This window comes from Rhodococcus spongiicola, from assembly GCF_004011835.1.
Taxonomy (GTDB): Bacteria; Actinomycetota; Actinomycetes; order Mycobacteriales; family Mycobacteriaceae; genus Prescottella; species Prescottella spongiicola.
Map to the genome: position 1 here is coordinate 487,786 of NZ_RKLN01000001.1, position 24,762 is coordinate 512,547.

Annotated in this window: 20 protein-coding genes and 1 pseudogene; 5 read left to right on the forward strand and 16 right to left on the reverse strand. The window is 67.4% G+C overall.

What is annotated here, in order from left to right; translation table 11 throughout:
- Nucleotides 1–7: 7 nt before the first annotated feature.
- From EF834_RS02260 to cspE, 8 genes and pseudogenes are all read right to left on the reverse strand, one after another.
- Nucleotides 8–1,030, reverse strand: a complete 1,023-nt coding sequence (locus tag EF834_RS02260) for an enoyl-CoA hydratase/isomerase family protein (RefSeq protein WP_127945363.1) — start codon at nt 1,028–1,030, stop codon at nt 8–10.
- A gap of 25 nt (nt 1,031–1,055) precedes the next feature.
- Nucleotides 1,056–1,760, reverse strand: a complete 705-nt coding sequence (locus EF834_RS02265; protein ID WP_127945365.1) for a pyridoxine/pyridoxamine 5'-phosphate oxidase — start codon at nt 1,758–1,760, stop codon at nt 1,056–1,058.
- Nucleotides 1,761–1,817: 57 nt separating this feature from the next.
- A pseudogene (locus EF834_RS02270) lies at nt 1,818–2,063 on the reverse strand (VOC family protein); the annotation flags it as partial.
- Nucleotides 2,060–2,551, reverse strand: coding sequence for a nuclear transport factor 2 family protein (locus tag EF834_RS02275; RefSeq protein ID WP_127945367.1), 492 nt, complete (start codon nt 2,549–2,551; stop codon nt 2,060–2,062). The pseudogene EF834_RS02270 and the gene EF834_RS02275, both read right to left, overlap by 4 nt.
- A gap of 136 nt (nt 2,552–2,687) precedes the next feature.
- Entirely contained in the window at nt 2,688–4,478 is a 1,791-nt protein-coding gene (locus tag EF834_RS02280) for an ABC-F family ATP-binding cassette domain-containing protein (RefSeq protein ID WP_127945369.1), read from the reverse strand.
- The gene (locus EF834_RS02285) at nt 4,478–5,413 is read right to left on the reverse strand and encodes a 4-(cytidine 5'-diphospho)-2-C-methyl-D-erythritol kinase (RefSeq protein ID WP_127945371.1); all 936 of its coding nucleotides are present in this window, start codon (nt 5,411–5,413) and stop codon (nt 4,478–4,480) included. Before EF834_RS02285 ends, EF834_RS02280 begins: the two co-directional genes overlap by 1 nt.
- Before the next feature lie 72 nt (nt 5,414–5,485).
- Complete coding sequence (locus EF834_RS02290; RefSeq protein WP_127945373.1) at nt 5,486–5,956, reverse strand: nuclear transport factor 2 family protein; 471 nt, start codon at nt 5,954–5,956, stop codon at nt 5,486–5,488.
- Between the two features lie 152 nt (nt 5,957–6,108).
- Nucleotides 6,109–6,312 carry a transcription antiterminator/RNA stability regulator CspE gene (gene cspE / locus EF834_RS02295; protein WP_127945375.1) on the reverse strand — a complete coding sequence of 68 codons (204 nt, stop codon included), beginning with the start codon at nt 6,310–6,312 and terminating at the stop codon, nt 6,109–6,111.
- A 322-nt stretch (nt 6,313–6,634) separates the two neighbouring features.
- On the opposite strand from cspE, the gene EF834_RS02300 reads away from it, so the two are divergent.
- Entirely contained in the window at nt 6,635–6,844 is a 210-nt protein-coding gene (locus EF834_RS02300; RefSeq protein WP_127945377.1) for a heavy-metal-associated domain-containing protein, read from the forward strand.
- 112 nt (nt 6,845–6,956) lie between these two features.
- Nucleotides 6,957–9,215 (forward strand): heavy metal translocating P-type ATPase, encoded by a 2,259-nt coding sequence (locus EF834_RS02305; protein WP_127945379.1) that lies wholly within the window; start codon nt 6,957–6,959, stop codon nt 9,213–9,215.
- A gap of 61 nt (nt 9,216–9,276) precedes the next feature.
- On the opposite strand, the gene lppU (EF834_RS02310) is transcribed toward EF834_RS02305, so the two are convergent.
- The 6 genes from lppU (EF834_RS02310) to EF834_RS02335 form a co-directional block, all read right to left on the reverse strand.
- On the reverse strand, nt 9,277–9,867 hold the full coding sequence (gene lppU / locus EF834_RS02310; protein WP_235870959.1) for an LppU family putative lipoprotein: 591 nt from the start codon (nt 9,865–9,867) through the stop codon (nt 9,277–9,279).
- 251 nt (nt 9,868–10,118) lie between these two features.
- Nucleotides 10,119–10,679 carry an LppU family putative lipoprotein gene (gene lppU, locus EF834_RS02315; protein ID WP_235870960.1) on the reverse strand — a complete coding sequence of 187 codons (561 nt, stop codon included), beginning with the start codon at nt 10,677–10,679 and terminating at the stop codon, nt 10,119–10,121.
- 184 nt (nt 10,680–10,863) lie between these two features.
- Nucleotides 10,864–11,763: a 16S rRNA (adenine(1518)-N(6)/adenine(1519)-N(6))-dimethyltransferase RsmA gene (rsmA, locus tag EF834_RS02320; RefSeq protein WP_127945383.1), complete on the reverse strand. Its 900-nt coding sequence runs from the start codon at nt 11,761–11,763 to the stop codon at nt 10,864–10,866.
- Nucleotides 11,764–11,792: 29 nt separating this feature from the next.
- Nucleotides 11,793–12,920 (reverse strand): resuscitation-promoting factor, encoded by a 1,128-nt coding sequence (locus tag EF834_RS02325; RefSeq protein WP_127945385.1) that lies wholly within the window; start codon nt 12,918–12,920, stop codon nt 11,793–11,795.
- Nucleotides 12,921–12,930: 10 nt separating this feature from the next.
- The gene (locus tag EF834_RS02330) at nt 12,931–14,058 is read right to left on the reverse strand and encodes a resuscitation-promoting factor (protein ID WP_127945387.1); all 1,128 of its coding nucleotides are present in this window, start codon (nt 14,056–14,058) and stop codon (nt 12,931–12,933) included.
- A 229-nt stretch (nt 14,059–14,287) separates the two neighbouring features.
- Entirely contained in the window at nt 14,288–15,127 is an 840-nt protein-coding gene (locus tag EF834_RS02335) for a TatD family hydrolase (protein ID WP_127945389.1), read from the reverse strand.
- Between the two features lie 20 nt (nt 15,128–15,147).
- On the opposite strand from EF834_RS02335, the gene metG reads away from it, so the two are divergent.
- The 3 genes from metG to EF834_RS02350 all read left to right on the forward strand — a co-directional run bounded on the left by metG (nt 15,148) and on the right by EF834_RS02350 (nt 19,481).
- Nucleotides 15,148–16,779, forward strand: a complete 1,632-nt coding sequence (gene metG, locus EF834_RS02340; RefSeq protein WP_235870961.1) for a methionine--tRNA ligase — start codon at nt 15,148–15,150, stop codon at nt 16,777–16,779.
- Nucleotides 16,780–16,895: 116 nt separating this feature from the next.
- Nucleotides 16,896–18,101 (forward strand): DUF2786 domain-containing protein, encoded by a 1,206-nt coding sequence (locus tag EF834_RS02345; protein ID WP_127945392.1) that lies wholly within the window; start codon nt 16,896–16,898, stop codon nt 18,099–18,101.
- An 84-nt stretch (nt 18,102–18,185) separates the two neighbouring features.
- Nucleotides 18,186–19,481: an aminodeoxychorismate synthase component I gene (locus EF834_RS02350; RefSeq protein ID WP_127945394.1), complete on the forward strand. Its 1,296-nt coding sequence runs from the start codon at nt 18,186–18,188 to the stop codon at nt 19,479–19,481.
- On the opposite strand, the gene EF834_RS02355 is transcribed toward EF834_RS02350, so the two are convergent.
- On the reverse strand, nt 19,402–23,457 hold the full coding sequence (locus EF834_RS02355) for an NACHT and WD repeat domain-containing protein (protein WP_127945396.1): 4,056 nt from the start codon (nt 23,455–23,457) through the stop codon (nt 19,402–19,404). The two genes, EF834_RS02350 and EF834_RS02355, sit on opposite strands and share 80 nt — an antisense overlap.
- Nucleotides 23,458–23,858: 401 nt before the next feature.
- Nucleotides 23,859–24,689, reverse strand: coding sequence for a 16S rRNA (cytidine(1402)-2'-O)-methyltransferase (gene rsmI, locus EF834_RS02360; protein ID WP_127945398.1), 831 nt, complete (start codon nt 24,687–24,689; stop codon nt 23,859–23,861).
- Nucleotides 24,690–24,762 lie beyond the last annotated feature (73 nt).

Sequence of the window (24,762 nt, forward strand, 5' to 3'; positions counted from 1 at the left end):
CGGCGGACTACTCGGCGGCGCGGGCAGCCTGAATGAACAACGCGTCGATCGCGATCGGGTCGATCTCGTCGACGGTCGGCGGGTTCCAGCGCGGGTTGCGGTCCTTGTCCACCAGCAGCGCCCGCACACCTTCGATGAAGTCGTGGTTGCGGGTTACCTCCGCGCCCAGCGCAAGTTCGAATGCCAGGCACTCTTCGAGCGACTGCTCAGCACCCTGACGGATCAGCTTGGCGGTAACCCACAGGCTGCTCGGCGACGGCGACATCATGGCCTCGCGGGTACGGACTGTCCACTCGTCGTCACCGGTCAGGCGCGCGAGCATCTCCGGGACCGTGCCGGATCCGAAGACGCGATCGATCTCGTCCAACTGCTCTGCCAGCTCGGAGGGCGGCGCGTCCTCCGTGTGGGCGGCCAGCGCGGCCGAGACGTCGCCCTTACGGATCTCGTCGGCTAGTGCCCCGAGCTGCTCCGACGGGACGAAGTGCGTCGCCAGCCCCGCGGTGAGGGCGTCGGCCCCCGTTGCACGAGCCCCGGTGAGACCCAGGTACATCCCGGTCGACCCGTTCAGACGCGGCAGGAAGTAGCTGGCGCCGATGTCGGGGAAGAAGCCGATCGCAGGCTCCGGCATCGCTAGAGAGGCGCGTTCGGTGACGACACGCACGGAGCCGTGGACCGAAATGCCCAGCCCACCACCCATCGCGTGCCCGTCGATGAGCGCGACGTAGGGTTTCGGATACTCGGCGATGAGCGCGTTGAGCCGGTACTCGGCGGCGAAGAACTCGTGCACCGCATCGTGATCGCCATCCAGCGACGCCTGCCGCACCGACTTGATGTCGCCGCCCGCGCAGAAGGCACGTTCGGACGAACTGGTCACCAGAACCGCGTCGATCGCGTCGTCGTCCCGCCACTGCATCAGCGGGGTGTACATATCGCGGATCATGCTCGTGTCCAAGGCATTGAGGGCGTCGGGCCGGTCGAGCACGATCTCCGCGACGGAGCCGTGCACGTGGGTCTGGATGAACGAGGTCATCGCGTCTCTCTTTCCATCGAACGATTCACGGCCACAACGCGTCGGGGCGCCACCGGACGCCTTCACCCTGTGGGGTGCGCCGGTAGAGAACACGCAGGTGCCGCCGGTCCGGATCGGCATGCCAGAACTCGACCGTGTCCGGAACCAGGCACCAAGCCTGCCAGGTACCCGAAACCGATGACGGATCGGCCTCCACTTCTGCCACTGCCGCCCCGACCGCATCGTCGTACTCGGCGACGTCGGCGAGGATCTCGCTCTGCCTACTCGCCGCGGCGACCGCGCGGGCCGTGACCGACCGGTCCCGGAAGTCCCGCGCGCTCACGTCGGCGTCGCCGCGTTCGACTGTGCCGCGCACCCGCACCTGACGACCGTGTTCGCGCCAGTAGAACGTCAGCGCCGCAGCCGGGCTCGCGAGGAGTTGCCGCGCCTTGGGCGAGCGTAGATCCGTCGAGAACCACCACCCTCGGGCGGTGACGTCCTTGAGTAACAGCGTGCGGGCATCGGGAACCCCGGCGGCGTCGACAGTCGAGAGCGTTGCGACGTGGGGTTCGACGACCCCGGCGGCGGTCGCCTCCTCGAGCCACGACAGGAACAGCGCGACCGGGTCGGCGGGCAGTTCCGAATCGCCCGGCATCGGCAGGCCGGTGCTCGGCGGCGACGCTCGCGCCCCTGGGAAGGCGCGGATCCAGCTGCGGGTGTCCGGGAACGAGGCGCGCGATGGAACGGTCACCGGGCGACCCTATCGGTCGGGTGCCTCCGCCGTCGGACCCGACAATATCCAGCGGGGCAGCACCAGAGTCACCGACGTCGCACCGGCCCCGGGCGCCGTCAACCCCATTCCCGGGAACTCCTCGGCCAGGTAGATCATCCCGGCCTGCAGCCGCAGCTCGGCGTGCCCGATTTGACCGTCTTCCAGGACGAATGGCTCCCCGTCCAGTTCGGCCCCGAATGTCTTGCCATACCATTCGATGGCTTCCCTCGCCCCGCGGACTGTCAGGTACGGCAGGGCCCCCGATGCCGGAAAATCAGTCACGGCGCGATCTTGGACCCCGACTGCGGCGACCCGATCAGAGCCCACCGGTTGGAGGTGAGCCGGAAGCTGGGCAGGTCCGCCAGCGAGTACACCGACTCGTAGGTCCGCTCGTACTCCGTGTGCGCGATCTTCCACCGTCCCGCCGCGTCCTTCGCATAGCGGTCCTGGTAGAACGCCGCGCCATGCATCATCAACTGGTCACCGGGCACCACAACCGTGTCGGAGAGGTACCAAATGCCCGTCGCGGTGTCGCCGTGCACGTCTATCTCCGGATGCCCACAGTGGTGTTCGGTGATGACGTGCGGACCGAGCGTGTCCTGCATAAACGACACGAATCCATCCCGCGAGTCGAATCGCAGATGCTCGGCGTAGGTTGCCGTCGCGTCCGGCATGAGCGTGTCGGCGAACTCCGCCCACGACTTCGTGTCGAGGGCACGCACATACCGGTACTTGAGCCGAGTGATCTCGGCAATCGCCTCCAGATCCACAGTGCCCGCCCTCCACCCCGTGTATACGGTACAAGTGCAGGCTAACCGGCCTCGTAGCTTCTTGGGGTGTGTAGCGGCACTATCGTTGCCGTGCAGCGACACCAGTACGCATCTGGGACAGCAGCGACTCGGGTGATCACTCGAGTTCGGAGGCGAGTTCCATCCACTGCTCCTCAGCAGCCTCCTTCTCGGCCACGATCTGTTTGAGTTCGACGTCGAGGGCCATCAGTTTCTCCGGATCTGTCGCGGCCTCTGCCAGTTGCGCGTGCAACTGTTCCTCCCGGTCGGCGAGCTTGGACACCACTCGTTCGAGCCGCGCGAGTTCCTTGCGGGCCGCCCGGTCGGCGGCCCCGTTCGGAGCTGACTTCGGCGCGGCCGTCCCGGCGTTCGACGCCACCGAAGGAGCCGTCGCCTGTGCCCTTTCGGCGAGAATCGCGCGTTTGCTGAGGTATTCCTCGATGCCGCCGGGAAGGTTGGTGAGCTTGCCATCTCCGAACAGCGCCCAGGTGGAGTCACAGATCCGTTCGATGAGGTAGCGGTCGTGGGAAATCACTACCAGCGTGCCGGCCCAACCATCGAGCAGATCCTCGAGTTGCTGCAGTGTGTCGATGTCGAGGTCATTGGTCGGCTCGTCGAGCAAGAGCACGTTCGGTTCGCTCATCAGCATCCGCGTCAACTGCAGCCGACGACGTTCGCCACCGGACAGGTCAGCGACCGGCGTCCGCTGACGCGCCGGTGAGAATCCCAGCCGTTCAGCGAGCTGGCCGGCCGAGATGTCCTTGTCACCGAGAGTGATCCTCTCGGCAACGTCCCTGACAGCCTCGAGCACCCGCATGTCCGTCGGTAGATCGTCGAGTTCTTGGCGGAGCCATCCGATCTTGACGGTCTGGCCCTGAACACGTTTACCCTCCGCCGGCATCAACTCCCCCGCCAGGGTGCGGAGCAGCGTCGTTTTGCCGGAGCCGTTCACCCCGACCAGACCGACGCGTTCACCGGGCGCGAGGCGCCACGTCAGGTCGCGGACCAACTCCCGACCGTCAGGCGTGACGAGCTGCACGTTCTCGAGTTCGACGACTACACGCCCCAGCCGGCGCTTGGCGAACGACGAGAGGGCTATCGAGTCACGTGGCGGCGGGACGTCGGCGATGAGCGCCTCGGCCGCCTCGACCCGGTATCTCGGCTTGGAGGTGCGGGCCTGCGGCCCGCGGCGCAGCCACGCGAGTTCCTTGCGCGCGAGGTTCCGGCGGCGCTCCTCCGCCGCGTCGGCCTGGCGGGCCCGCTCGGCACGCGCGAAGATCCAATCGTTGTAGCCGCCGTCGTAGCTCTCGACACTGCCGTGCACCACCTCCCACGTGCGGGTGGCGACGGTGTCGAGGAACCAGCGGTCGTGAGTGACGACGACGAGGGCGGACCGTCGCGACACGAGGTGTTCGGCCAGCCACTGCACGCCCTCGACATCGAGGTGGTTGGTGGGCTCGTCGAGCACCAGTAGATCCAGATCCTGGACGAGTGCGGCGGCCAGCGCTACGCGGCGACGCTCCCCGCCGGAGAGCTCGTCGACGTTGGCGTCGAGGCCGAGGTTGTCGATCCCGATACCCCCGAGAATGCCGCGGATGCGGGCGTCGCCTGCCCACTCGTGGTCCGCGACACCGAGCGGGCCGAGAACCACCTCGCCGACCGTCGAACCCGATGGCAGCACGCCACGCTGGGTGACCACCGCCATGCGCAGCCCGCCGACACGGCTGACCCGGCCCGAGTCAGGTTCCTCGATCCCCGCCAGCACCTCGAGCATCGTGGTCTTGCCGCCGCCGTTGAGTCCGACGACTCCGATGCGTTCACCCTCCTGCACGCCGAGCGAGACGGAATCGAGCAGCGGCTTGATGCCGAAGGATTTCGAAACCTGCTCGAGATTGATCAAATTCGCCATCAGTGGCTGCCTTCCCGCTCGGGATCGATCACGCGCGCTCCCGACACGGGCCCACTCGCGACGCGTACGGTGCGGCACACTCCCGCACCCGAGAGTTCCGCCCCCACCGTCACCGCGGACTCCGCGTCGGCGCACAGGAACGCGCACGTCGGGCCGGAGCCCGACACGACGCCGGCCAACGCGCCGGCGGTCACACCGGCCCGGAGCGTGCGCCGCAGTTCCGGGGCCAGCGAGAGCGCCGCCGGTTGGAGGTCGTTGCCGAGCAGCGGCGCCAGCGCGGTGGCGTCGCCGGACGCGAGGGCATGCATCAGGTCCGCGGCGTCGCCGACGCGCGGCGGGTGGCCTTCGGCCCGCAGCTGGTCGAGTTCCCGGAACACCGTGGGCGTCGACAGTCCCCCCTTGGCCAGGGCAAGCGCCCAGTGGAAGGTACTGCGAGACAGGACGGGCAGCAGTTTCTCCCCGCGCCCGGTGCCGACGGCGGTGCCGCCGTGCAGGCTGAAGGTGACGTCGCTGCCGAGCCGTGCCGCGAACCGGTCGAGGGCGGGCCGGTCCAAACCCAGCCCCCACAGATCGTTCAGCGCCACCAGCGCGGCCGCGGCATCGGCGCTGCCGCCGGCCATGCCGCCGGCGACCGGGATTCCCTTGACGATCGAGATCTCGACGTCGGGTTCGATGCCGGCTTCAGCGGCGAGCATCTCGGCGGCCTTCCAGACCAGATTGGTGTGATCCGTGGGCACCGAGTCGGCCCCCTCCCCGCGCACTCTCACCGCAAGTGTCTCAGCGGGGAAGACGGACACGTCGTCGGTGAGCGAGAGCGCCTGGAAGACCGTTGTCAGTTCGTGGTAGCCGTCCTCACGCAGGTCACCGACGGCCAAGTGGAGGTTGACCTTGGACGGCGCCCGCGCGGTGACGGAACGTGGAACAACGGAGAGCACGAGTTCCAACAATAGGCGCTCGACGTGAGGCGCCGAGTACGCGCCTCACCGGCCACACCACCACCTAGTGCGCTACGACGGGGTCCGGCCCGGGACGTCCAGCCAGTGTCCGCCGACGTCGTTGCGGATCCACTCGACCTCGAGCCGCCGGTCGGCTATCGCCCACCGCCCGTCGCGACGCTCGAACCGGTCGAGGTATCGCAGCCAGACGGTGAGGAAGCCGCGGTTCGGGTTGCCCGCATCGGCCGCGTTGGTGTGCTGCGCCATCGCGTAGGTCTCGGTATCGGCCGTGTCCCCGGCCAGCTCGATCAGCTGATTCCCGGCAAAGTGGAAAGTGCGGTCGAACAATCCGAAGCCTGCCGGGTCGGCCAGGAACTGCATGAAGTTGTCGACATCACCCTGATAGAACGGCGCATAGTTGTTCTGCGCGTCGTCGTGGAAGCAGCGTCGAACCAGCGCCCAGTCCCGCCGGTCAACGCCCCGGAAGTAGCGGAGCAGCACGTCACCGATCTCGGCGCGATCGCTGAGTTCTTCGGGCGTCACATCGACTCCTTCCCTCTCTTCGGGTGTTGCCGAACACTAACGCCGACGGGCGCCGCCGAGGAGACGAATCGGGACACGACTCCCGGATACGCGAAACGGGGCACTACTCGTGCGAGCAGCGCCCCGTTCACATCGCAAGATGCGGATGGATGTCAGATAGTGGTGACGTCCGTAGCCTGCGGGCCCTTGTTCCCCTGGCCGATCTCGAAGCGCACGCGCTGGTTCTCCTCGAGGGTGCGGAAGCCGGAGGTCTGGATCGCCGAGTAGTGGACGAAGACGTCGGCGCTGCCGTCGTCAGGCGCGATGAAGCCGAAGCCCTTCTCAGCGTTGAACCACTTGACGGTGCCTTCTGCCATGTTTCTTTCTCACCTTGTCCGAGTGCGAACTCGGGAACCCCGGTCGGGGCCCCGGGCCGGTGTCACACGGCGGCTTGCTCGAATCTCCCAGTGGAGATCCGTCCGCCCGCAACTTCAGGATTTGCGAGCGTGGACTAACACAAACACAAAAACTACGACCGTGGACAAGTGAACCACAGCGGAGTCCGGGCCCTCGCGGCGCACCTGCCTAAGTCTCCCGAGACGTGATGATCATCTCTTCCGAGCTCTTGCCAAGCCATACCCCCGGGGGGTACTTTGATACCTGCACGGGGTAGTGGTACCAACGAATAAGGAGAACAGAATGAGCACTGCCGAGTACACCGTCACGGGCATGACCTGCGGGCACTGCGTCGCCTCGGTGAAGGAAGAGGTCGGCGCTATCGCCGGCGTCACCGACGTGGCCGTCGACCTGCCGTCGGGCCGCTTGACCGTCGCGTCCGCTGCCCCGCTCCCCGAGTCCGCGGTCACCGCCGCCGTCAAGGAAGCGGGCTACACGGCCCAGCCGATCTGAGAAAACCGATGCCAAGGTCGATCGCGCCCAGCTCCCACGCCAGGGAGCTCGCGATCGCCTTCCCCGCGAGCCTCGGCGCGGGCTCCGGCGATAGCCAGTAAGGAGGACTCTGATGCCTGTCAGCGATCTCGCTGCCAGTCGTAGCGACACCATCGAGCTCTCGATCGGCGGAATGACGTGCGCCTCATGCGCGGCGCGGATCGAGAAGAAGCTGAACAAGCTCGACGGTGTCACCGCAACCGTCAACTACGCCACAGAGAAGGCGAAGGTCGCGTACGACGACACGGTCAGCACCGACGACCTGGTCGCGACCGTCGAGAGTGCCGGATACACCGCCACTCTGCCGGCGCCCCCAGCCACCGACGAATCCGGCGCCGACGAGGACTCGCAAGACCGTGAACTCGGGGCGTTGCGGACCCGCCTGATCGTCTCCGCCGTCCTGTCGGTTCCTGTGATCGCGATGGCGATGATTCCCCCGCTGCAGTTCACGAACTGGCAGTGGCTCTCGCTGACGCTGGCCGCACCGGTGATCGTGTGGGGCGGTCTACCGTTCCACCGCGCGGCGTGGACCAACCTGCGCCACCGCACCGCGACCATGGACACCCTCATCTCGCTGGGCACGTCCGCAGCATTCGTGTGGTCGGTGTACGCCCTGTTCTTCGGCACGGCCGGCACCCCCGGCCTGAGGCACGCGTTCGAGTTCACCATCAACCGGATGGACGGTTCCGCGAACATCTACCTCGAGGTCGCTGCCGGCGTCATCACGTTCGTGCTCGCGGGACGGTACTTCGAGGCCAAGTCGAAGCGGACCGCGGGCGCCGCGCTGCGCGCGCTGCTCGAACTCGGAGCCAAGGAGGTTTCGGTTCTACGCGGCGGTGTCGAATCACGAATCCCCGCAGACCAGTTGCGAGTGGGCGACCTGTTCGTCGTGCGCCCAGGGGAGAAGGTCGCCACCGACGGCGTCGTCGTCGAAGGTAGCTCCGCGGTCGACATGAGCATGCTGACCGGCGAATCGGTGCCTGCCGAGGTGGGCGTGGGCGACGAGGTCGTGGGCGCCACCGTCAACGCCGGCGGACGACTGGTCGTTCAGGCACGTCGAGTGGGCAGCGACACACAGCTGGCCCAGATGGCCGCGCTCGTCGAGGACGCTCAGAACGGCAAGGCCGAGGTCCAGCGTCTGGCCGACCGGATCTCCGGGGTGTTCGTACCCATCGTGATCGTGATTTCGATTGGCGCGCTGGTGTACTGGATCGCCACCGGCAGCCCGCTCCAGGCGGCGTTCACCGCGGCGGTCGCGGTGTTGATCATCGCGTGCCCGTGCGCATTGGGTCTGGCAACCCCGACGGCGCTGCTTGTCGGAACTGGACGCGGCGCCCAGCTGGGTGTGCTGATCAAGGGTCCGGAGGTGCTCGAGACCACGCGGGGCGTCGACACCATCGTGCTCGACAAGACAGGCACCGTCACCACCGGCAAGATGACGCTCGTTGACGTGATCACCACCGATGGCGTCGACCGTGACGAGGCACTGCGACTGGTTGGCGCCCTCGAGAACGCATCCGAGCACCCGATCGCGCAGGCAGTCGCCACCGGCGCAACCGACAACGTCGGACCGCTACCCGCCGTGGAGGACTTCGTCAACGTCGAGGGCAAGGGTGTGCAGGGTGTGGTCGACGGCCACGCCGTCGTCGCCGGGCGGGAGGCGCTGCTGGCCGACTGGTCACTGCACCTGCCGGACGACCTCGCCCGCGCCAAGCTTGAGGCCGAGAAGCTGGGCCGGACCGCGATCGCGGCCGGATGGGACGGCAGAGCTCGTGCGGTGTTCGTGGTCGCCGACGCCATCAAGGACACCAGCGCCGAAGCGGTGCGACGCTTCAGGGCACTGGGCCTGACCCCGGTGCTGCTGACCGGCGACAACGAAGTGGTCGCCCGGACTGTCGCAGCACAGGTCGGGATCGACAGCGTCATCGCCGAGGTGTTGCCCGGTGACAAGGTCGATGCGGTCAAGGGACTGCAGGCCGACGGCAAGGTGGTCGCGATGGTCGGTGACGGCGTCAACGACGCGGCCGCACTCGCGCAGGCCGACCTGGGCCTGGCGATGGGTACCGGCACCGACGTGGCGATCGAGGCCGCCGACATCACCCTGGTCCGCGGTGACCTTCGGGCGGCCGCCGACGCGATCGAGTTGTCCCGCAGAACCCTTCGCACGATCAAGGGCAATCTGTTCTGGGCCTTCGCCTACAACGTGGCGGCGATCCCGCTCGCGGCGGCAGGCCTGCTGAACCCAATGCTCGCAGGTGCGGCGATGGCGTTCTCGAGCGTGTTCGTCGTCAGCAACAGCCTGCGGCTGCGGCGATTCAGCCCGTCCGCATAAACCGCGCGACAGTCGAAGGCCCGGAGGGAGCTATCCCTCCGGGCCTTCCCGCTGTCCGCTGCTACGCGCGAACCGTTTCGGCACAGACCGTGAACAGGCGTTCGTCGTAGACGAACCCTCCCTCCGGGCACACCGTGGGATCGGAGACACCCTCGATGATCTCTGTCACCCGCTCGACGCTGGACGCGTTCGGGTCGTCGCAGTCCACACGCTGCGGATCGTCGTCGTTGGTGGCGGGCAGGCTCATGCACCCGCCCTCGACCCAATCGACGTCGAGACACAGGACGCCGACATCACTGCCGAACATGCTCTCGGAGTAGATCTGGTCGACGTCCGACGGACACTGCTCGGAGTCCTTCGCCTTGGCCACCACCTTGTAGTTGGACCCCTCGCTGGCGCAGACAGCTTCGGCGATCGTTGCGGAATCCATGGTTCCACCCAGACGCACGCAGTCACCGATCTCGACATCGAGGTCGACCCGGCCACCACGGTCGCTGCCTTCCTGGCCCGCGATTGCCGATTCCGACGTGCTCGGTGAGGAGGACTCAGACGCTGCGTCTGCCGCCGTCGCCGTGCCCTCCGCGGATCCGCCGCAGGCCGCGGCCAGCATCGTCGCCGCCGCCACAGCGCCGGCACCGACCGATCGTCTCACTAACGTCCACATTGCTCGTCAAACCTTCCCCTCAACCACTCCGGCGGAGACCAAGCCCCGGCGATCGTTCACGCAGCGATCGCGCGCATCATTGTGATAGAAGGAAACCGTTCGGCACGAATCGTGCAGGTCGAGCGGGCTACCAGGTCGAGCGGCTGGGGGGCGTTCGGTGCGGTTGCGGGGAGCCAAGCGATAAGCGAAGGCCCGGAGGGCGACGTTCGATCCCCTCCGGGCCTGCCCACTGGTCGCGGCTACGCGCGAACCGTTTCGAGGCACACCGTGAACCGTCGTTCGTCGTAGATGAATCCTCCCTCCGAACACGGCTCGATGCCGGTAGCACCCTCGACTATCTCTGCGACCCGATAGACATCACTCGCGTCCTGGTCGCCGCAGTCCACACGCTGCGGTTCGTCGTTGTCGCTTTCTGGAACGCTCATGCACTCGCCGAGCACCCAATCGACGTCGAGACACAGGACGCCGAGCTCGTTACCCAAAATGCTCTCGGAGTACCACTGGTCGACGTCCGACGGGCACTGCTCGGTCTCCTTCGCCTTGGCCACCACCTTGTAGTTGGACTCGACACTGCCGCAGGCAGCTTCGGCGATCGTGGCATCGTCCATGGTCCCACCCAGACGAACGCAGTCACCGATCTCGACATCGAGGTCGACACTGCCGCCGCGGTCGCTGCCTTCCTGGCCGGCAGCCAACTCCGACGTGCTCGGCGAGGAGGACTCAGAGGCCGCGTCTGCCGCCGTCGCAGCGCCGTCCGCGGATCCGCCGCAAGCCGCGGCCAGCATCGTTGTCGCCGCCATGGCGCCTGCACCGGCCGATCTCTTCAGTAACGTCCACATCCGCTCGTCAAACCTTCCCCTCAAACCACTCCGGCGGAGACCAGGCTCCGGCGATCGTTCACTCAGCGATCGCGCGCATCATTGTGATAGAAGGAAACCGTTCGGCACGAATCGTGCAGGTCGAGCGGCCCAGCAGGTCGACCGGCTAGGAGGCCTTCGCCGCCGCAGCCAAGCGCACGAAGGCGGCAGCGTCGAGCTTCTCACCACGCGTGGAAGGTTCGATACTTGCGGCGACCAGACGTCGCTCCGCCTCCGCGGGCGATCCCGCCCACCCGGCGAGCGCAGCGCGAAGTGTCTTGCGACGCTGCGCAAACGCTGCGTCGATGACCTCGAAGACCCGACGCCGGTGTGCGGCGTCCAACGGCCAGGGCTCCTCGGTGTAGCGGTCGATGCGGACCAGACCGGACTCCACCTGCGGCACGGGCCAGAACACGGCCCGTCCCACGGCTCCGGCACGCTTGACCGTGCCGAAGAAGTTGGCCTTCACGCTCGGCACGCCGTACACCTTGCTGCCCGGCGCTGCAGCGAGCCGGTCCGCAACCTCGGACTGCACCATCACGAGCGCGGTGCGCACCCCGGGGAACTCGGCGAACAGATGCAGGAGCACCGGCACCGCGACGTTGTAAGGCAAGTTCGCGACCAGTGCGGTGGGCTCGCCGGGAACGTCTTGGGGCATCACCCGCATCGCATCGGCGCCGACCACGCTCAGCCGATCGGCCAGTTCGGGCGCACGATCGGCGACGGTCTCGGGTAGGCGCGCCGCCAGTCGGGGATCGATCTCGACGGCAACCACCTTGTCGACGACGTCGAGCAACGCCAGTGTCAGCGAGCCGAGACCCGGGCCGACCTCGAGCACGGTGTCCTGCGGGCCGACACCGGCCGACGTGACGATCCGGCGGACAGTGTTGGCGTCATGCACGAAGTTTTGGCCGAGTTGCTTGGTGGGGCGCACCCCGAATTCCTCGGCGAGGGTGCGAACCTCGGCGGGACCGAGCAGTGCGGCAAGTCCACGCGGTGAGGCAGGGGGCGGTGCGGCGTCTGACACCCGACGAACCTAACGCACGCAGCGAATGGTCAGCGCAGGCCCAACCGACTGCTGCACGAAGGCCACGCACCCCAGCCCTGCGTCTGCTGCGTGCGGGTCGCGATCGCAATCTGCTCCTCGCGGGTCGCGAGATCCGCACGCGGCGCGTACTTCAGTCCGCCCTGCCGTTCCCAAGTTCCCTGGTTGAACTGCACCCCACCGTAGTAGCCATTGCCGGTGTTGATCGACCAGTTCCCGCCAGCTTCGCACTGTGCGAGCGCGTCCCACGTCTCGCCGTTCTCCACCGGCGGCACCTCGGTGCCCGGCTTGGCGCCGACCCGCACGATGCTGGGTTGGGCCGGCGTCGTGACCGTGGTCGCCACCGATTGGCGACCGGTCTCGACCCCGTTGACGGTGGCGATCTCATATGTGACTTCTGCCACGCCCGGAACGCCCGGTTCCTCGACGACCGAACGGCTCATGTTCATCGTCGGATCCTCGAATCGCTCTTCCGGCGGCTCGACCGGCTCGGTGAGCACCACGGTCTCGACCCGGGAACGGGTCACATCGATCGTCATGCCGTCGGTGATCGGGGTGTCCGCAGGGGGAACGACGGTGTCCGCCTGCTCGAGCGGAGCGCCGTGTGCGGCGAGGAAGTCGCCAACCGTCGGCGCCGCGAGCCGGATCACCTTCGGGTCGGTGGCACCGTCGACCAGGTTCACCGAGCGCGGATTCAGCACCTCGAGATCCGCGCCCTCCAGCGGGAGTCGTTGCGAACGGGAGGCGGAGACGTGCACGTCCGCGGCGAGGTGGAACTGGTTGAGTGCTTCATCGACGGTGATCGCCGTGGTCCACACGGTGCGCTCCTGACCGTCCACCGTGAGCACGAGTTCGCGGCCGCGGCGTAGGACTACGGTGTCTCCGTCGTGCAGGGCCGCATCCGATGCGGGAGCAACGAGGTCGCGCTCTCCGAGTGAATACCCGGCTGCCGAAATCGCGCCACCGACGTTCGACGACATCGTGCCCAACGTGATCAATTCGCCGTCCACGTCGACAGTGACGGTCTTGTGTTGAGCGATAGCCATTCCGCTACCGACGGTCAGGGTTGCGAACGTCGCGGCCGCCACGCTGTACAACAGCGGCGAGCGGCTCGAGTTGATCTTCGCCAGCGACGACATCGTTAATTCCTTACCGGAGACCCAACTTTCGCGTACAGGCCGGCCAAGCACCCCATCCCTGGGTTGCCTGCACCTTCATGGCGACAGCGATCTGCTGCTCTCGTGTCGCCTGATCCGCGCGCGCCGCGTACTGCGTTCCGCCGAATCCTTCCCAGGTGCTCTGGGTGAACTGGAGGCCACCGAAGAACCCGTTGCCGGTGTTGATCGCCCAGTTGCCTGTCGCCTCACACTGGGCGAGCAGGTCCCATACCGAGCCGTCCGACACGGACGGTGCCGACGGCCGGGGCTTCGTGCCTACCCGTACGACCGCCGGAATGGCCTCGCGGACCAACGAAGACGATAGCTCCTGCCGATCCGTCTCGACACCGTTGACGGTCGTGACCGTCATCGTCACGGTGCGCTCGCCGGGAACACCGGGGTTCTCCACGGCGGTCTGCCCCTCGGTCAGCTCGGGGTCGTCGACGCGATGCTCGGGCGCCGGGACGGGCTCTGTCTCCGTGCGCGTCTCAGTGCGGTTGCGGGTCACGACGATGTCGAGGCCGTCCGTGAGCTCGGTGTCGTGAGCCGGCTCGACCGTGTCGCCCTGCTCGAGCGAGGCGTCGGTGACGGCGAGGAACTCGCCGACCGTGGGTGCGGCGGCCCGTGTCTCGACGGACGGGGCCCCGCCGTCGGAGATCTTCACGGTCTTGGCGTTGACGACGTCGAGCGCGATACCCTCGATCGGGATGCGCTGGCCGCGTGATGCCGATACGTAGGCGTCGCCGGCGAGGCTGAGTTGGCGCATCGCGTCGTCGACGGTGAGCGCCGTCGACCACGCCGTGCGCGGTTCGCCGTCGACCGTCAGCGCGATCTCACGGGCGCGCCGAAGGACAACGGTGTCGCCGTCGGACAGAATCGAGTCGGCGTTGGGAGCGACCACGTCGCGCTCGCCGATCGGATAGCCCGCTGCTTCGACGGCGGAACCCACCTCGGACTGCAGTGTGCTGAGCGAGATGTATTCGCCGTCGACGTCCAGGGTGATCGTCTTCTGTCGGGACACGACCAGCCCACCACCGACCAGCAGCGTCGCGAAGACTGCGGCGACCACAACGTAGAGAAGCGGAGACCTTGCGGTGTTGATCCGGGCGAAGAGCGACACGTGAAGTCCTGGGGCCGACAGCAAATTCGATAACAGCAAGGTAACGACATGGCGTTGATCTGGCAACTATCCCGTGTCGGCCGCCACATTTCTTACACAAAGATCTCTACCACATCGCCTGTCGGCCACGAAATAGCCACGGTATTGCTGGCAGCCTGGGTGCCCACTCCTCATCCACAGATGCGGGATCCCGTGTGTAACGGTCAGAAATGGGCGGAGCGGCCGAGCGTCAGCTGCGCGACGGCAGCCGGTAGACCCGCTCGGCCGTCGCTGTCGACTCCTTGGCCAGCTCGACCGGATCCTCGCCACGCCCCTCGGCCAGCGCCCGCAACGTATACGGCAGGCAGTAGGGCTGGTTGGGTGCCCCGCGGAACGGATGAGGGGTCAGGAACGGCGCGTCGGTCTCGACCAACAACTGATCCGACGGGACCAGAAGCGCGGCCTCCCGCAACGCCTTCGCATTCTTGAAACTGACTGTGCCGGAGAAGCTCAGCACGTAACCGGCCTCGACGCAGGCTCGCGCCATCGCCGCATCGGACGAGAAGCAGTGGAAGATCACCGTCTCGGGCGCGCCCTCCTCGTTCAAGACCCGCAGCAGGTCGGCGTCGGCCTCGCGGTTGTGGAGCATCAGCGGCTTTCCGAGACGCTTCGCGAGGTCGATGTGCCAGCGGAAACCATCTTCCTGCTCTTCCGGTGTGGCACAACCGTCGAGTTTGCCTGGCCAGTAGAGATCCAGCCCGGTCTCTCCGACCGCCACCACCCGCGGGTCCGCGGCGAGGCGCTCGACCTCGGCTTTGGTGGCGTCGTCGAGTGCGTTTGCCCGCGTCGGGTGGAGCGCGACAGCCGCGAATACTCGGCTGTCCCAGTTCGCCGCGTCGACGGCGAACCGCGCGGCAGCCAGATCGTCGGCCACCGTGACAACCCGTTCGACGCCGACGGACTCTGCGCGGTCGACGATCTCAGCCACCGTCGCGGCGTCAGTCGCACCACACGCGTCGAGGTGGGTGTGGGCGTCGACGAGTGGGAAGAGCGGCTCAGGCAGGTCCGGGGCAGGACGATCTTTAGGCACGTCGATAGAGTAGGCGCACCATGACTGCGCCCTCCTCGCCTGCCCAGCCGGCCGTGCCCTCCTCGCCTGCCCAGCCGGCCGTGCCCTCCTCGCCTGCCCAACCGGACCGGCCCCCGTTCTATCTGACGACCGCCATTGCGTACCCCAACGGCGCCCCCCACATCGGGCATGCCTACGAGTACATCTCGTCGGACGCGATCGCGCGCTTCAAGCGCCTCGACGGATACGACGTGTTCTTTCTGACCGGTACCGACGAGCACGGGCTGAAGATGCAGCAGACCGCCTCCAAGGAGGGCATCGACGTCCGCGACCTCGCAGCGCGCAACTCGGACGTGTTCCAGGCGATGGACCAGGCCCTCGACATCTCGTACGACCGGTTCATCCGGACGACGGATGCCGATCATCTCGAGGCGAGCAGGGCGATCTGGGAGCGCATGGTCGAGGCGGGCGACATTTACCTCGACACATACTCCGGCTGGTACTCGGTCCGCGACGAGGCCTTCCATGCCGAGGAAGAGACCACGATCCTCGACGACGGTTCGCGTATAGCCAACGAGACCGGCACACCCGTCGAGTGGACCGAGGAGTCGAACTACACGTTCCGACTGTCCAAGTACCAGGATCGCCTCCTCGCGCTGTACGAGGAAAACCCCGACTTCATCGCGCCGGCCACGCGCCGCAACGAGATCCTCAGTTTCGTCAAGAGCGGACTGAAAGATCTGTCGATCTCGCGTACCACGTTCGACTGGGGCGTCCAGGTACCGGGAAACCCGGAACACGTCATGTACGTGTGGGTCGATGCGCTCACCAACTATCTGACGGGCACCGGGTTCCCGGACACCGACTCGGAGACGTTCCGCAAGTACTGGCCGGCGAACCTGCACATCATCGGCAAGGACATCACCCGGTTCCACACGGTGTACTGGCCGGCGTTCCTGATGTCGGCGGGCATCGAGCTGCCGGAGCGTGTCTTCGTCCACGGCTTCCTGTTCAACAGGGGCGAGAAGATGTCGAAGTCGGTCGGCAACGTCGTCGACCCACTCGCGATGGTGGAGCAGTACGGCCTCGACGCGGTCCGTTTCTTCCTGCTGCGCGAGATCTCGTACGGCCAGGACGGCAGCTACAGCCACGAGGCGATCGTCACCCGGATGAACGCGGACCTGGCGAACGAGCTGGGCAATCTGGCGCAGCGTTCACTGTCGATGGTCGCGAAGAACTGCGACGCACAGGTCCCGACACCCGGCGAGCTCACCGACGAGGACTGCGCACTGCTGGCGCAGGCGGATGCGCTACTAGAGAAGGTCCGCGCCGAGATCGACGTGCAGGCACTGCACCTCGCGTTGGACGCCATCTGGCAGGTACTGGGAGAGACCAACCGGTACTTCTCGCAGCAACAGCCCTGGGTACTGCGCAAGACCGACCCCGCCCGGATGGCGACGGTGCTGTACGTGACGCTCGAGGTGGTGCGCATCGTCGGCCTCCTCGTTCAGCCCGTGATGCCCGGATCCGCCGAGAAACTCCTCGACCTGGTCGGTCAAGCGCCCGACGCACGCACCTTCGCCGATCTCGGCACGCGCATCGCGCCCGGCGCGGCGCTGCCCAAACCAGTCGGCGTGTTCCCCCGCTACGTCGAGGAGTCGACTCCCGAGTGATCACTCCGAGCGGCCGCACCTAGTGGCGGCTCCGACTGGCCGCTCCGACTGGCTCTGGGCGGCTCTGAGTGATCATTCACCGAAAGTTGTCGGTCCACCCGTGCACACTCGCACGCATGGGGAGAAATAGAACATACTTTCGAACAGGGGATCGCCTCACCGACGTACCACCACGGCACCGATCGGCGGCCGGACTCATCACCGCGCTCGCCGGCGCATACGAGCGGGGCTGGCAGCCGGCCGACATCATGCATGTCACCCGTCGCGCGCTGGGAACCAGAACTGCCCCGACTGCTGCCGCCGCGCTGCTGTTCGAGGCACGCGCATCGCAGACAGAAGCGCTGGCGCCGCAGGACTGGCGTATGCAACTCTCACGGATCGCGGATGCAGAACCCGACGCGGCACGGTTCGCCGAGGGACTGCCGGCGCGCTGTGAGCCCGACGACTTCGCAACGGCCCTGGACGCGGTCGACTGGCAGATCGGGGTGCGCGAGTGGGTCGACCTGACGGCGCTTTGGCTCGAGTTCCCCCGCCTGAACCGGCTGTGCGAACCCCCGTCGGCGTGGCCTGACGTGCGAGTCCAACACCACGCACCCGACGCAAAGGCCACCGACCACAGAGCGCTGAGCAGGATCCGCCGACTGCTGGCCAAGGCCGAGGCCACCGAATTCGTCGAGGAAGCAGAGACACTCACGGCCAAGGCCCAGGACCTCATGACGCGATACGCCATAAGCGCCGCGCTCCTCGACAGCGTCGACAACAACGGCGTCGACCCGGTATCCCTCGCGGTGCGCAGCCACCGCATCCATCTCGACAACCCGTACGTACGGGAGAAAGTGCATCTACTGACGGCGATCGGCGAGGCGAACCGGGTACGGACGGTGTGGTTCGACAGGTTCGCGATCGCGACCGTCGTCGGCAGCCCAGTCGACCTCGAGCAGGTCGACCTGCTGTTCACGTCGCTGCTGGTCCAGGCGACCCGGGCGATGCATGCGGCTGGCGCGGACGAGCGGGGAACGTCCCGGACAGGGGCATTTCGCAAGGCGTTCCTATTCGGTTTCGCGGTGCGTATCGGTCAGCGACTAAAGGAGACCGACAGTCGCGCCACCGCCGAAGCCGCCGTGGACGCGAATGTGCGGATCGACGACCTGCTCCCGGTGTTGGCCATGCGCTCCGCGGCCGTCGACGCCGAGTTCGACCGGTTGTTCCCTGCCACCAGAGCGTCCGTAAGTCGAAGCGTCGACGCCGACGGATGGTTCGCCGGTCAGTCCGCCGCTGATCGCGCCTCGGTGGCAGCAGGCGAACGCCGGATCACCCGATGACGCACTGCCGCACCGGGGGTGCGTGCCGGGTCGCCGCCGCGGACCGGTGCGGGCAGAACCGTCGGCCCATGGAAAGCTGGACCAATGCGGATCGAGCGACTCGGAGACGGTGGTCGGGCCGCCGACGTGCTCCGGGCGCTGGCTCGGCGGGCTCGGTCGCGGCAGCTTCCACCGCCGGCCGGCCTGATCGGGCGATGGTTCGACACTGCGGCCGTCATCGCGCCCAGTGTCCGGGCGGAACCATGCGACCCCGACACCGCGTTCGCCCTCCCGCCACGCGTCACGCGTGAAGCTTCGTCAGCCGACGGACCACTCGTCGGCGGCGGATGGATCGGCTACCTCGGCTACCCCGACCGGAGAGGTGCACTGCCGGCCGCGGCCGGCGGCTGGACCGATCACGTCGTGCGCCTGGACTCGTCGGGATGTTGGTGGTTCGAGAGCCTTCTGGACGAGCCGTGCCCCGACGACGTTGCTCGGGCGGTGCTCCGCCCGGAGGTTCCCCCTGCACCGTGGCACATCGACTGGACCGAACCTGACCGGCATGCGCACCGCCGAGGCGTCGAGGACTGCCTCGACAGTATCGCCCGCGGAGACGTCTACCAGGCGTGCGTGTGCGCACGGTTCCACGGCTCGAGTTCGGGTCGACCCGTCGACTTCTTTTCCGAAGCGGTCGATCGGACCCGGCCCGCCCGTGCGGCTTTCGTGCAGGGTCGGTGGGGCGCCGTCGCCTCGCTGTCACCGGAACTCTTCCTCTCGCGGCGCGGCCGGACCGTCACCTCGAGCCCCATCAAGGGCACCCTCCCCCTCGACGCGGATCCCGCGCTGCTGCGCAACTCGGTCAAGGATGTCGCCGAGAACGTGATGATCGTCGACCTCGTCCGCAACGATCTCGGAAGGGTCGCCGAACCGGGATCGGTCCGCGTGACCGATCTCTTGCGGGTCAAACCAGCTCCGGGGGTGTGGCATCTGGTCTCCACCGTGGCAGCGACGGTTCCCGACTCGGTCGACACCGGGGAGCTACTGAGGGCCACCTTCCCGCCGGCGTCTGTCACCGGGTGCCCCAAACACTCAGCTCGACAACTCCTCTCGGTCTGGGAACCGGACCCGCGCGGCGTCTATTGCGGCACGGTCGGAATGCACAGCCCCGTCGCGGGCCTCGAACTCAACGTCGCGATCCGCACGGTCGAGTTCGACGTGAACGGCGACGTGGGACTCGGCGTCGGCGGCGGGATCACGATCGATTCCGATCCCGACGCCGAATGGCAGGAATGCCTCGACAAAGCGAAGAGCATCGTGACACTCACGGCTCCACGCACACACCACGCCCCAACTCAGGCATCTCGATGCTCCCGGACTGATCCGGTTCCGGTTCGGACGTAGCAGTGCAGATCCGGGTGGTGACGGAGTCCGCGTCGAGTCGCCACGTACGCAACACACCGTCACCGCCACCGGCGACCACCAGATCGACCCGCGGCAGGAACGCCACCTGCCAGCGGCCCTTACCGATCGTCGTCAGCGGTCCGCCGACTGGCTCGCCGTTGTCGTCCGCGATGTCCCACAATCGGACCGAGCCGTCGACAGCACCGCTGACGACAAGCGAACCGTCGCCGTTGAACGCGACGCTGTACACGGTGCCGGTGTGACCGCGCAGGGGTTCGGCACGTTGGGTGAACCCGCCGTCCTCACCGCGATCCCACAGCAGCAGCGTGTGATCGTCACTCGCGGTGACCAGTGTCGAGCCGTCGGGGCTGAATGCCAGCGCGTTCACGCCACCCTCGTGCCCGGCACCCCGCAGCGGACGCGGAGTCGGGGAAGACAGGTCGGTGACATCCCATACATGGATGTCGTTGTCGTCCGCGCTTGCCGCCACGAGCAGGTCACCGTCTGGGCTGAACTGTGCGGTGCGCACGAGATTGCCCGGACCTGTCAGGCTCGACCCGATCTTGACCGGCGCACGGGGATCCTCGATGTTCCACAGTGCGACGCTGAAGTCGTCGTCGCCGATCGCCAGTGTCCGGCCGTCCGGGCTGAACGCCATCTCGAACGTGAAACGGGTGTCCGTGGCGATGGGCGGCCCGAACCGCACCGGTCGGCCCGGATCGTGCACGTCCCACAACTGGACGTGCCCACCCGAGGTCTGTGTGGTGGCGAGGATCCTGCCGTTCGGAGAGAGTACCGCGACGTTCGCGCCGCCAAACGGACGCGGAACCCTTATCGTCCCGGTCGGCTCCACCTGGCCCCGCTTGTCGACCGACCACAGTCTCACCGCTGGGTCGTACCCGGCAGTCACGAGCAGCGATCCGTCCCGATTCATCGAGGGCAACGTCATGGCCGCACCGGACACTGGGACTGTGCCGGGCGCCAGTGTCCAGATCCGGACCAGCGAATCCTGGCCGCCGGTCACGATCGTGGACCCGTCCGGGGAGAACGCGAGCGCGGGCACACCGCCACCGTTTCCGGTGAGGCCCGGCTTCATCTCGCGCAGCGCGCGCGTCGCCCGATCCACCGACCACAATTTCGCGGTCCCGTCCCACGATGCACTCGCGAGCGTCGTCCCGTCAGGAGCGAACGCGATGGTCCAGATCCCGCCGGTATGGGCCGAGACAGGTGCACCGATCAGCCGGACCTTGGCAAGGTCGGTGGTGTCGAAGATGCGGATCAGTCCGTCGTCGCTGCTGGCGGCGAGGCTGCGACCATCGGGACTGAACGCGACCGAGTGCACGACATCGTCGAAGCCCGACAGCTCACGCCCGATCTGGACCGGGCGCGCGGGATCGGTGATGTCCCACAACCGGATAGTGCGGTCGTCACTCGAAGTCGCGAGGATCGTCTCACCCCGGAACGAGACCGTCCGCACCGCGCCGGAATGACCCCGCAGCGTCCAGGTGGGCAGCTCGCCGATAGCGGGGGCGGAAGTATCGAACAGCGTCACGGAGCCGTCATCGTGGGGAACCGCGAGCAATCGACCCTCGGGGCTGAATCGCACGTTGTGGACCGCGCCGGGCGCGGCCCGAACCCCGTCGACGAGCGCTCTCGGTTCCGAAGGGCTGGTGATGTCCCAGATCCAGACCTTCCCATCGCCGCTGCCCGCCGCTAGCAGTCGGCCGTCCGGGCTGAACGACACCGAGGCCATGTACTGATCGGATCCGCCCAGCTCGGGGCCCACCTGGACGGGGTCGGAGGGATCAGCGAAATCCCACAACCGCACCGTCCGGTCGTCGCTCGCAGTCGCGAGCAGATGCCCGTCCGGCGAGATAGCCACCCCGTAGATGGGCCCGGTGTGGCCGGCCAGGGCGCGTGAGATCGGGGTGTTCTCGGTGGCCACCAGCCGGGAGAACGCGTCGTTACTTCCGGGGCGCATCTGCCAGGCCTCGAGCGACAACTGCGCGGACGTGGTCGGGTCGCTCTCGCGGAGGGCGTCTGCCAGAGCCACGACCTGCTGGAACTGCGCTGTACTGCGCTCGTTCTCGGCACGCGACTTGGCCCCGAGCGCCGCGACGCCCATCACGACCGCGATGATGGTCGAGAACGTGAGAGCCGCCATAACGGTCCGCTCGAGTCTCACTTGCCGACGAACCTGACGCACGGACGCGTCGAGGAAGTCGGAGGCCGCGGGCGTCAGAGGTGCCGCGACCTCGCGCAGCAGGGTCTCGGGGGGTGCGATGGTGTCGGACCGCCTGGCGGCGTGCTCGGAGAGCAGGTCGAGCCGTCCGCGGTGGTACAGCAGGCTGTTACTACGCTTGGCGTTCTCCCAGTGGAGAGCATCGGTCTCGACCTGTTGCCGCAGCGCCGAGTACGAGCGGTCTTCCTGTATCCAGTTCGCGAGCCTGGGCCAAGTGACGATCACCGCGTCGTGAATCAACTCGACCTTGTCGCCGTCGACAACGAGCACCCTCGCGTTGACGAAGTGATCGATCACTCGGCGTGCGACGCCGGCGTCGTCGCCTTCGGAGGCGACGAGCTGTTCGAGCGTACGACGGTTCTTCACGTCGGTGCCGGTGTTCGTGACATACACCAGGCGCACCGTGATCGACCTGGCGAGAGCACGTTCCTGGTGACCGAGTTGCTCCCACGCACGTTCGGCGGCCGACGCGATGGAGCCGCGCACGCCACCGGTTGCGCGGTAATCCGCGATGGTCAGCTGGCCACCGTGCCGCCGTTCCCACATCGTGTCGAGAAGGTGGGAAACCAGGGGCAGTACGGTGCTGCTCCCCTCGCCGGCGGCGAGCACACCGAGATCGTTGAGGATCAGGTCGACCAGGCCGGCCTCGAGCTTGAGCCCGATCATCTGGGCGGGCTGTGTGATGACCTCGACGACGTCTTCGTGGCGCAGCGGCGAGACCGTCTTGCTGCGCTGTTCCAGTGCGGACGCGAGCACGGGGTAGGAGAGCGCCTGCGCGTAGAAGTCAGACCGCATTGTCGCGACGACAGACGCCGTCTCGGACGGCTCCTGACCAGGCAGTTCGATCGCAGCGTGGTCGAGCACCGTCAGAAACCGTGCTCGCTCCTCGGCGTCGTCACACTGGGTGAAGAGTTCCTCGATCTGATCGACGACGAGGAGTAGTTGCTTGGCACCCACCCGCTCCGCGGCGCGGCGCAGAGCTTGGCCGACCTGCTCGTGGTCGGGCGCCGCGACGCAATCGCCTATTTCAGGAATCGCGGCGACGAGCACGGCGAGCGGGTGCGCCCCGGGCGCGAACACAACGGGCGCGAAAGGAGTTTCGTGCTCGCTTCCACCGCTGCGACCACGCAGTTCCGGAATCAGGCCCGCCTGTACCAATGACGACTTGCCGACACCCGACGCTCCGGTGACCACGACCATGCCTTGGCCGTGAGCCGCCAACACGGTGCTGACCAGTCTGCGGACGCTGGGTCGTCGTCCGAAGAACAACCGCTCGTCCATTTCCCGATAGGGCGCGAGTCCTCGATAGGGCCGCGCGCCCGCGGGAAGTTCCTGGACGGTCGGTTCGGCACTGTCGCCGACGGAACGCGCGGAGGTGACTGCGTTGGCATTCCGCCACCACGCCTCCCACTTCCGCAGCGAGAAGAGCCCGTCCGTCGGCGGCGGGCCATCGTGGAGCGAATCGGCGGTCCGGATGAGGACCGTGAGGACCGGCCGAACCGACTCGAACGTGGCCGGTACCCGCTTGCCGGACCGCCAGTCGCTCAGCCGCTGGACCGACGCAGGCTTGTCTCCTCCCATCGACCGGGTGAGTGCCGCAGCTTCGGATACGACTTTCTTGAGCGGTGGGCCGCCGGCGGTCGCGAACAACAGCCGTAGTTGGTCGGCGAAGAACAAGCGCGCCGGCGAGACGGCCGGGTTCGTGCCGGACTCCAGTTTCTTCTCGGACGCCATCGCCCGTACTCCTCCTCGATCCTCGCTCCCCCGTTCCGCGCCCAGTTCCGCGGCCAATTTCGTGCTCCCCGAGGGCGCGGATATCCGCTCTAGTTCCGCTGCGGAAAAATTCCTCGCCGCACGCGAGCAGCGATGATAGCGCCCCGTGCGGACCCTTCGGTTTCGGGGCCATGGGCGAACGAGGCAAAGTCGACGTCGAGGCACAACGGCCCCGAGCCGGAGCGTGTTGCCTGTCGGGGCTGAAGAAAACGAGGGGTAGCCCCAGCGGGAACACGTGGCGATCGTGGGGCTGACGTTGCTATTGGGTGCGGCCCCGCCGATCCGGATACGTCGGCAGGGGGACGGCAGGGCCGCACCCCAGTCTCACAGCCCGGCAGCCTCAGTCCCGGCGCGCAGCAAGCTCAGTCCCGGCGCGCAGCAAGCACCGTCTGGTAGAGCTCTCTCTTGGAGACGCCATTGGTTGCTACCTGTGCACACGCATCCTTGAGTCGGACCCCGTCGGCAACGAGACCTTCTACCTCCGCAATCAGATCCTCGGGAGCCACCGCGGCCGGGCGCGCGCCCTCGAGGACCACCGTGATCTCGCCGCGGGCACCTTCGACCGCCCAGTCCGCCAACTCGGCAAGGGATCCGCGGCGGACCTCTTCGTAGGTCTTCGTCAGCTCCCGACAGACGGCCGCACGACGCTCCCCGCCGAGGACGTCCACTGCGTCGGCGAGGCAGCTGGCCAACCGGTGCGGCGCCTCGAAGAACACGCATGCTCGCGACTCGGTCCGCAACGTCTCCAGCCACGCGCGACGCTGCCCCTTCTTGCGCGGAGGGAACCCGTCGAAACAGAATCGCTCGACCGGGAGCCCCGACAGCGCCAGCGCCGTCGTGACCGCGGACGGTCCCGGTAAGCACGTCACCGAAAGGTCGCGCCCGACACACGCCGCAACGAGTCGGTAGCCGGGATCACTCACCGACGGCATCCCCGCGTCGGTGACGAGCAAGACAGTGCGCCCCTGTTCGATGTCCGCGACGAGCGCAGGCAACCGGGTGACCTCGACTTGGTCGTAGAAGCTCACGACTCGACCGGTAACAGTGACCCCCAGGGCTGCCGCGAGGGCCTTGGTCCGCCGGGTGTCCTCCGCCGCGACGACGTCGGCGGATCCGAGCGCGGCGCGCAACCGATCGGAGGCGTCACCGATGTCGCCCATCGGCGTCGCGGCGAGGATGAGACGACCAGCCATGGGTGACAGCCTACGATCGACACGTGACCCAACTGACGGACGAGCGCCCCGTGCCGTCGTCCGGCAGCGCTCA

Coding starts and splice junctions, on each gene's coding strand:
- EF834_RS02260 (WP_127945363.1), bottom strand. CDS start 1,030: ATGACCTCGTTCATCCAGACCCACGTGCACGGCTCCGTCGCGGAGATC.
- EF834_RS02280 (WP_127945369.1), bottom strand. CDS start 4,478: ATGGCGAATTTGATCAATCTCGAGCAGGTTTCGAAATCCTTCGGCATC.
- cspE (WP_127945375.1), bottom strand. CDS start 6,312: ATGGCAGAAGGCACCGTCAAGTGGTTCAACGCTGAGAAGGGCTTCGGC.
- EF834_RS02300 (WP_127945377.1), top strand. CDS start 6,635: ATGAGCACTGCCGAGTACACCGTCACGGGCATGACCTGCGGGCACTGC.
- EF834_RS02305 (WP_127945379.1), top strand. CDS start 6,957: ATGCCTGTCAGCGATCTCGCTGCCAGTCGTAGCGACACCATCGAGCTC.
- lppU (WP_235870960.1), bottom strand. CDS start 10,679: ATGGCGGCGACAACGATGCTGGCCGCGGCTTGCGGCGGATCCGCGGAC.
- EF834_RS02325 (WP_127945385.1), bottom strand. CDS start 12,920: ATGTCGTCGCTGGCGAAGATCAACTCGAGCCGCTCGCCGCTGTTGTAC.
- metG (WP_235870961.1), top strand. CDS start 15,148: ATGACTGCGCCCTCCTCGCCTGCCCAGCCGGCCGTGCCCTCCTCGCCT.
- EF834_RS02345 (WP_127945392.1), top strand. CDS start 16,896: ATGGGGAGAAATAGAACATACTTTCGAACAGGGGATCGCCTCACCGAC.
- EF834_RS02350 (WP_127945394.1), top strand. CDS start 18,186: ATGCGGATCGAGCGACTCGGAGACGGTGGTCGGGCCGCCGACGTGCTC.
- EF834_RS02355 (WP_127945396.1), bottom strand. CDS start 23,457: ATGGCGTCCGAGAAGAAACTGGAGTCCGGCACGAACCCGGCCGTCTCG.
- rsmI (WP_127945398.1), bottom strand. CDS start 24,689: ATGGCTGGTCGTCTCATCCTCGCCGCGACGCCGATGGGCGACATCGGT.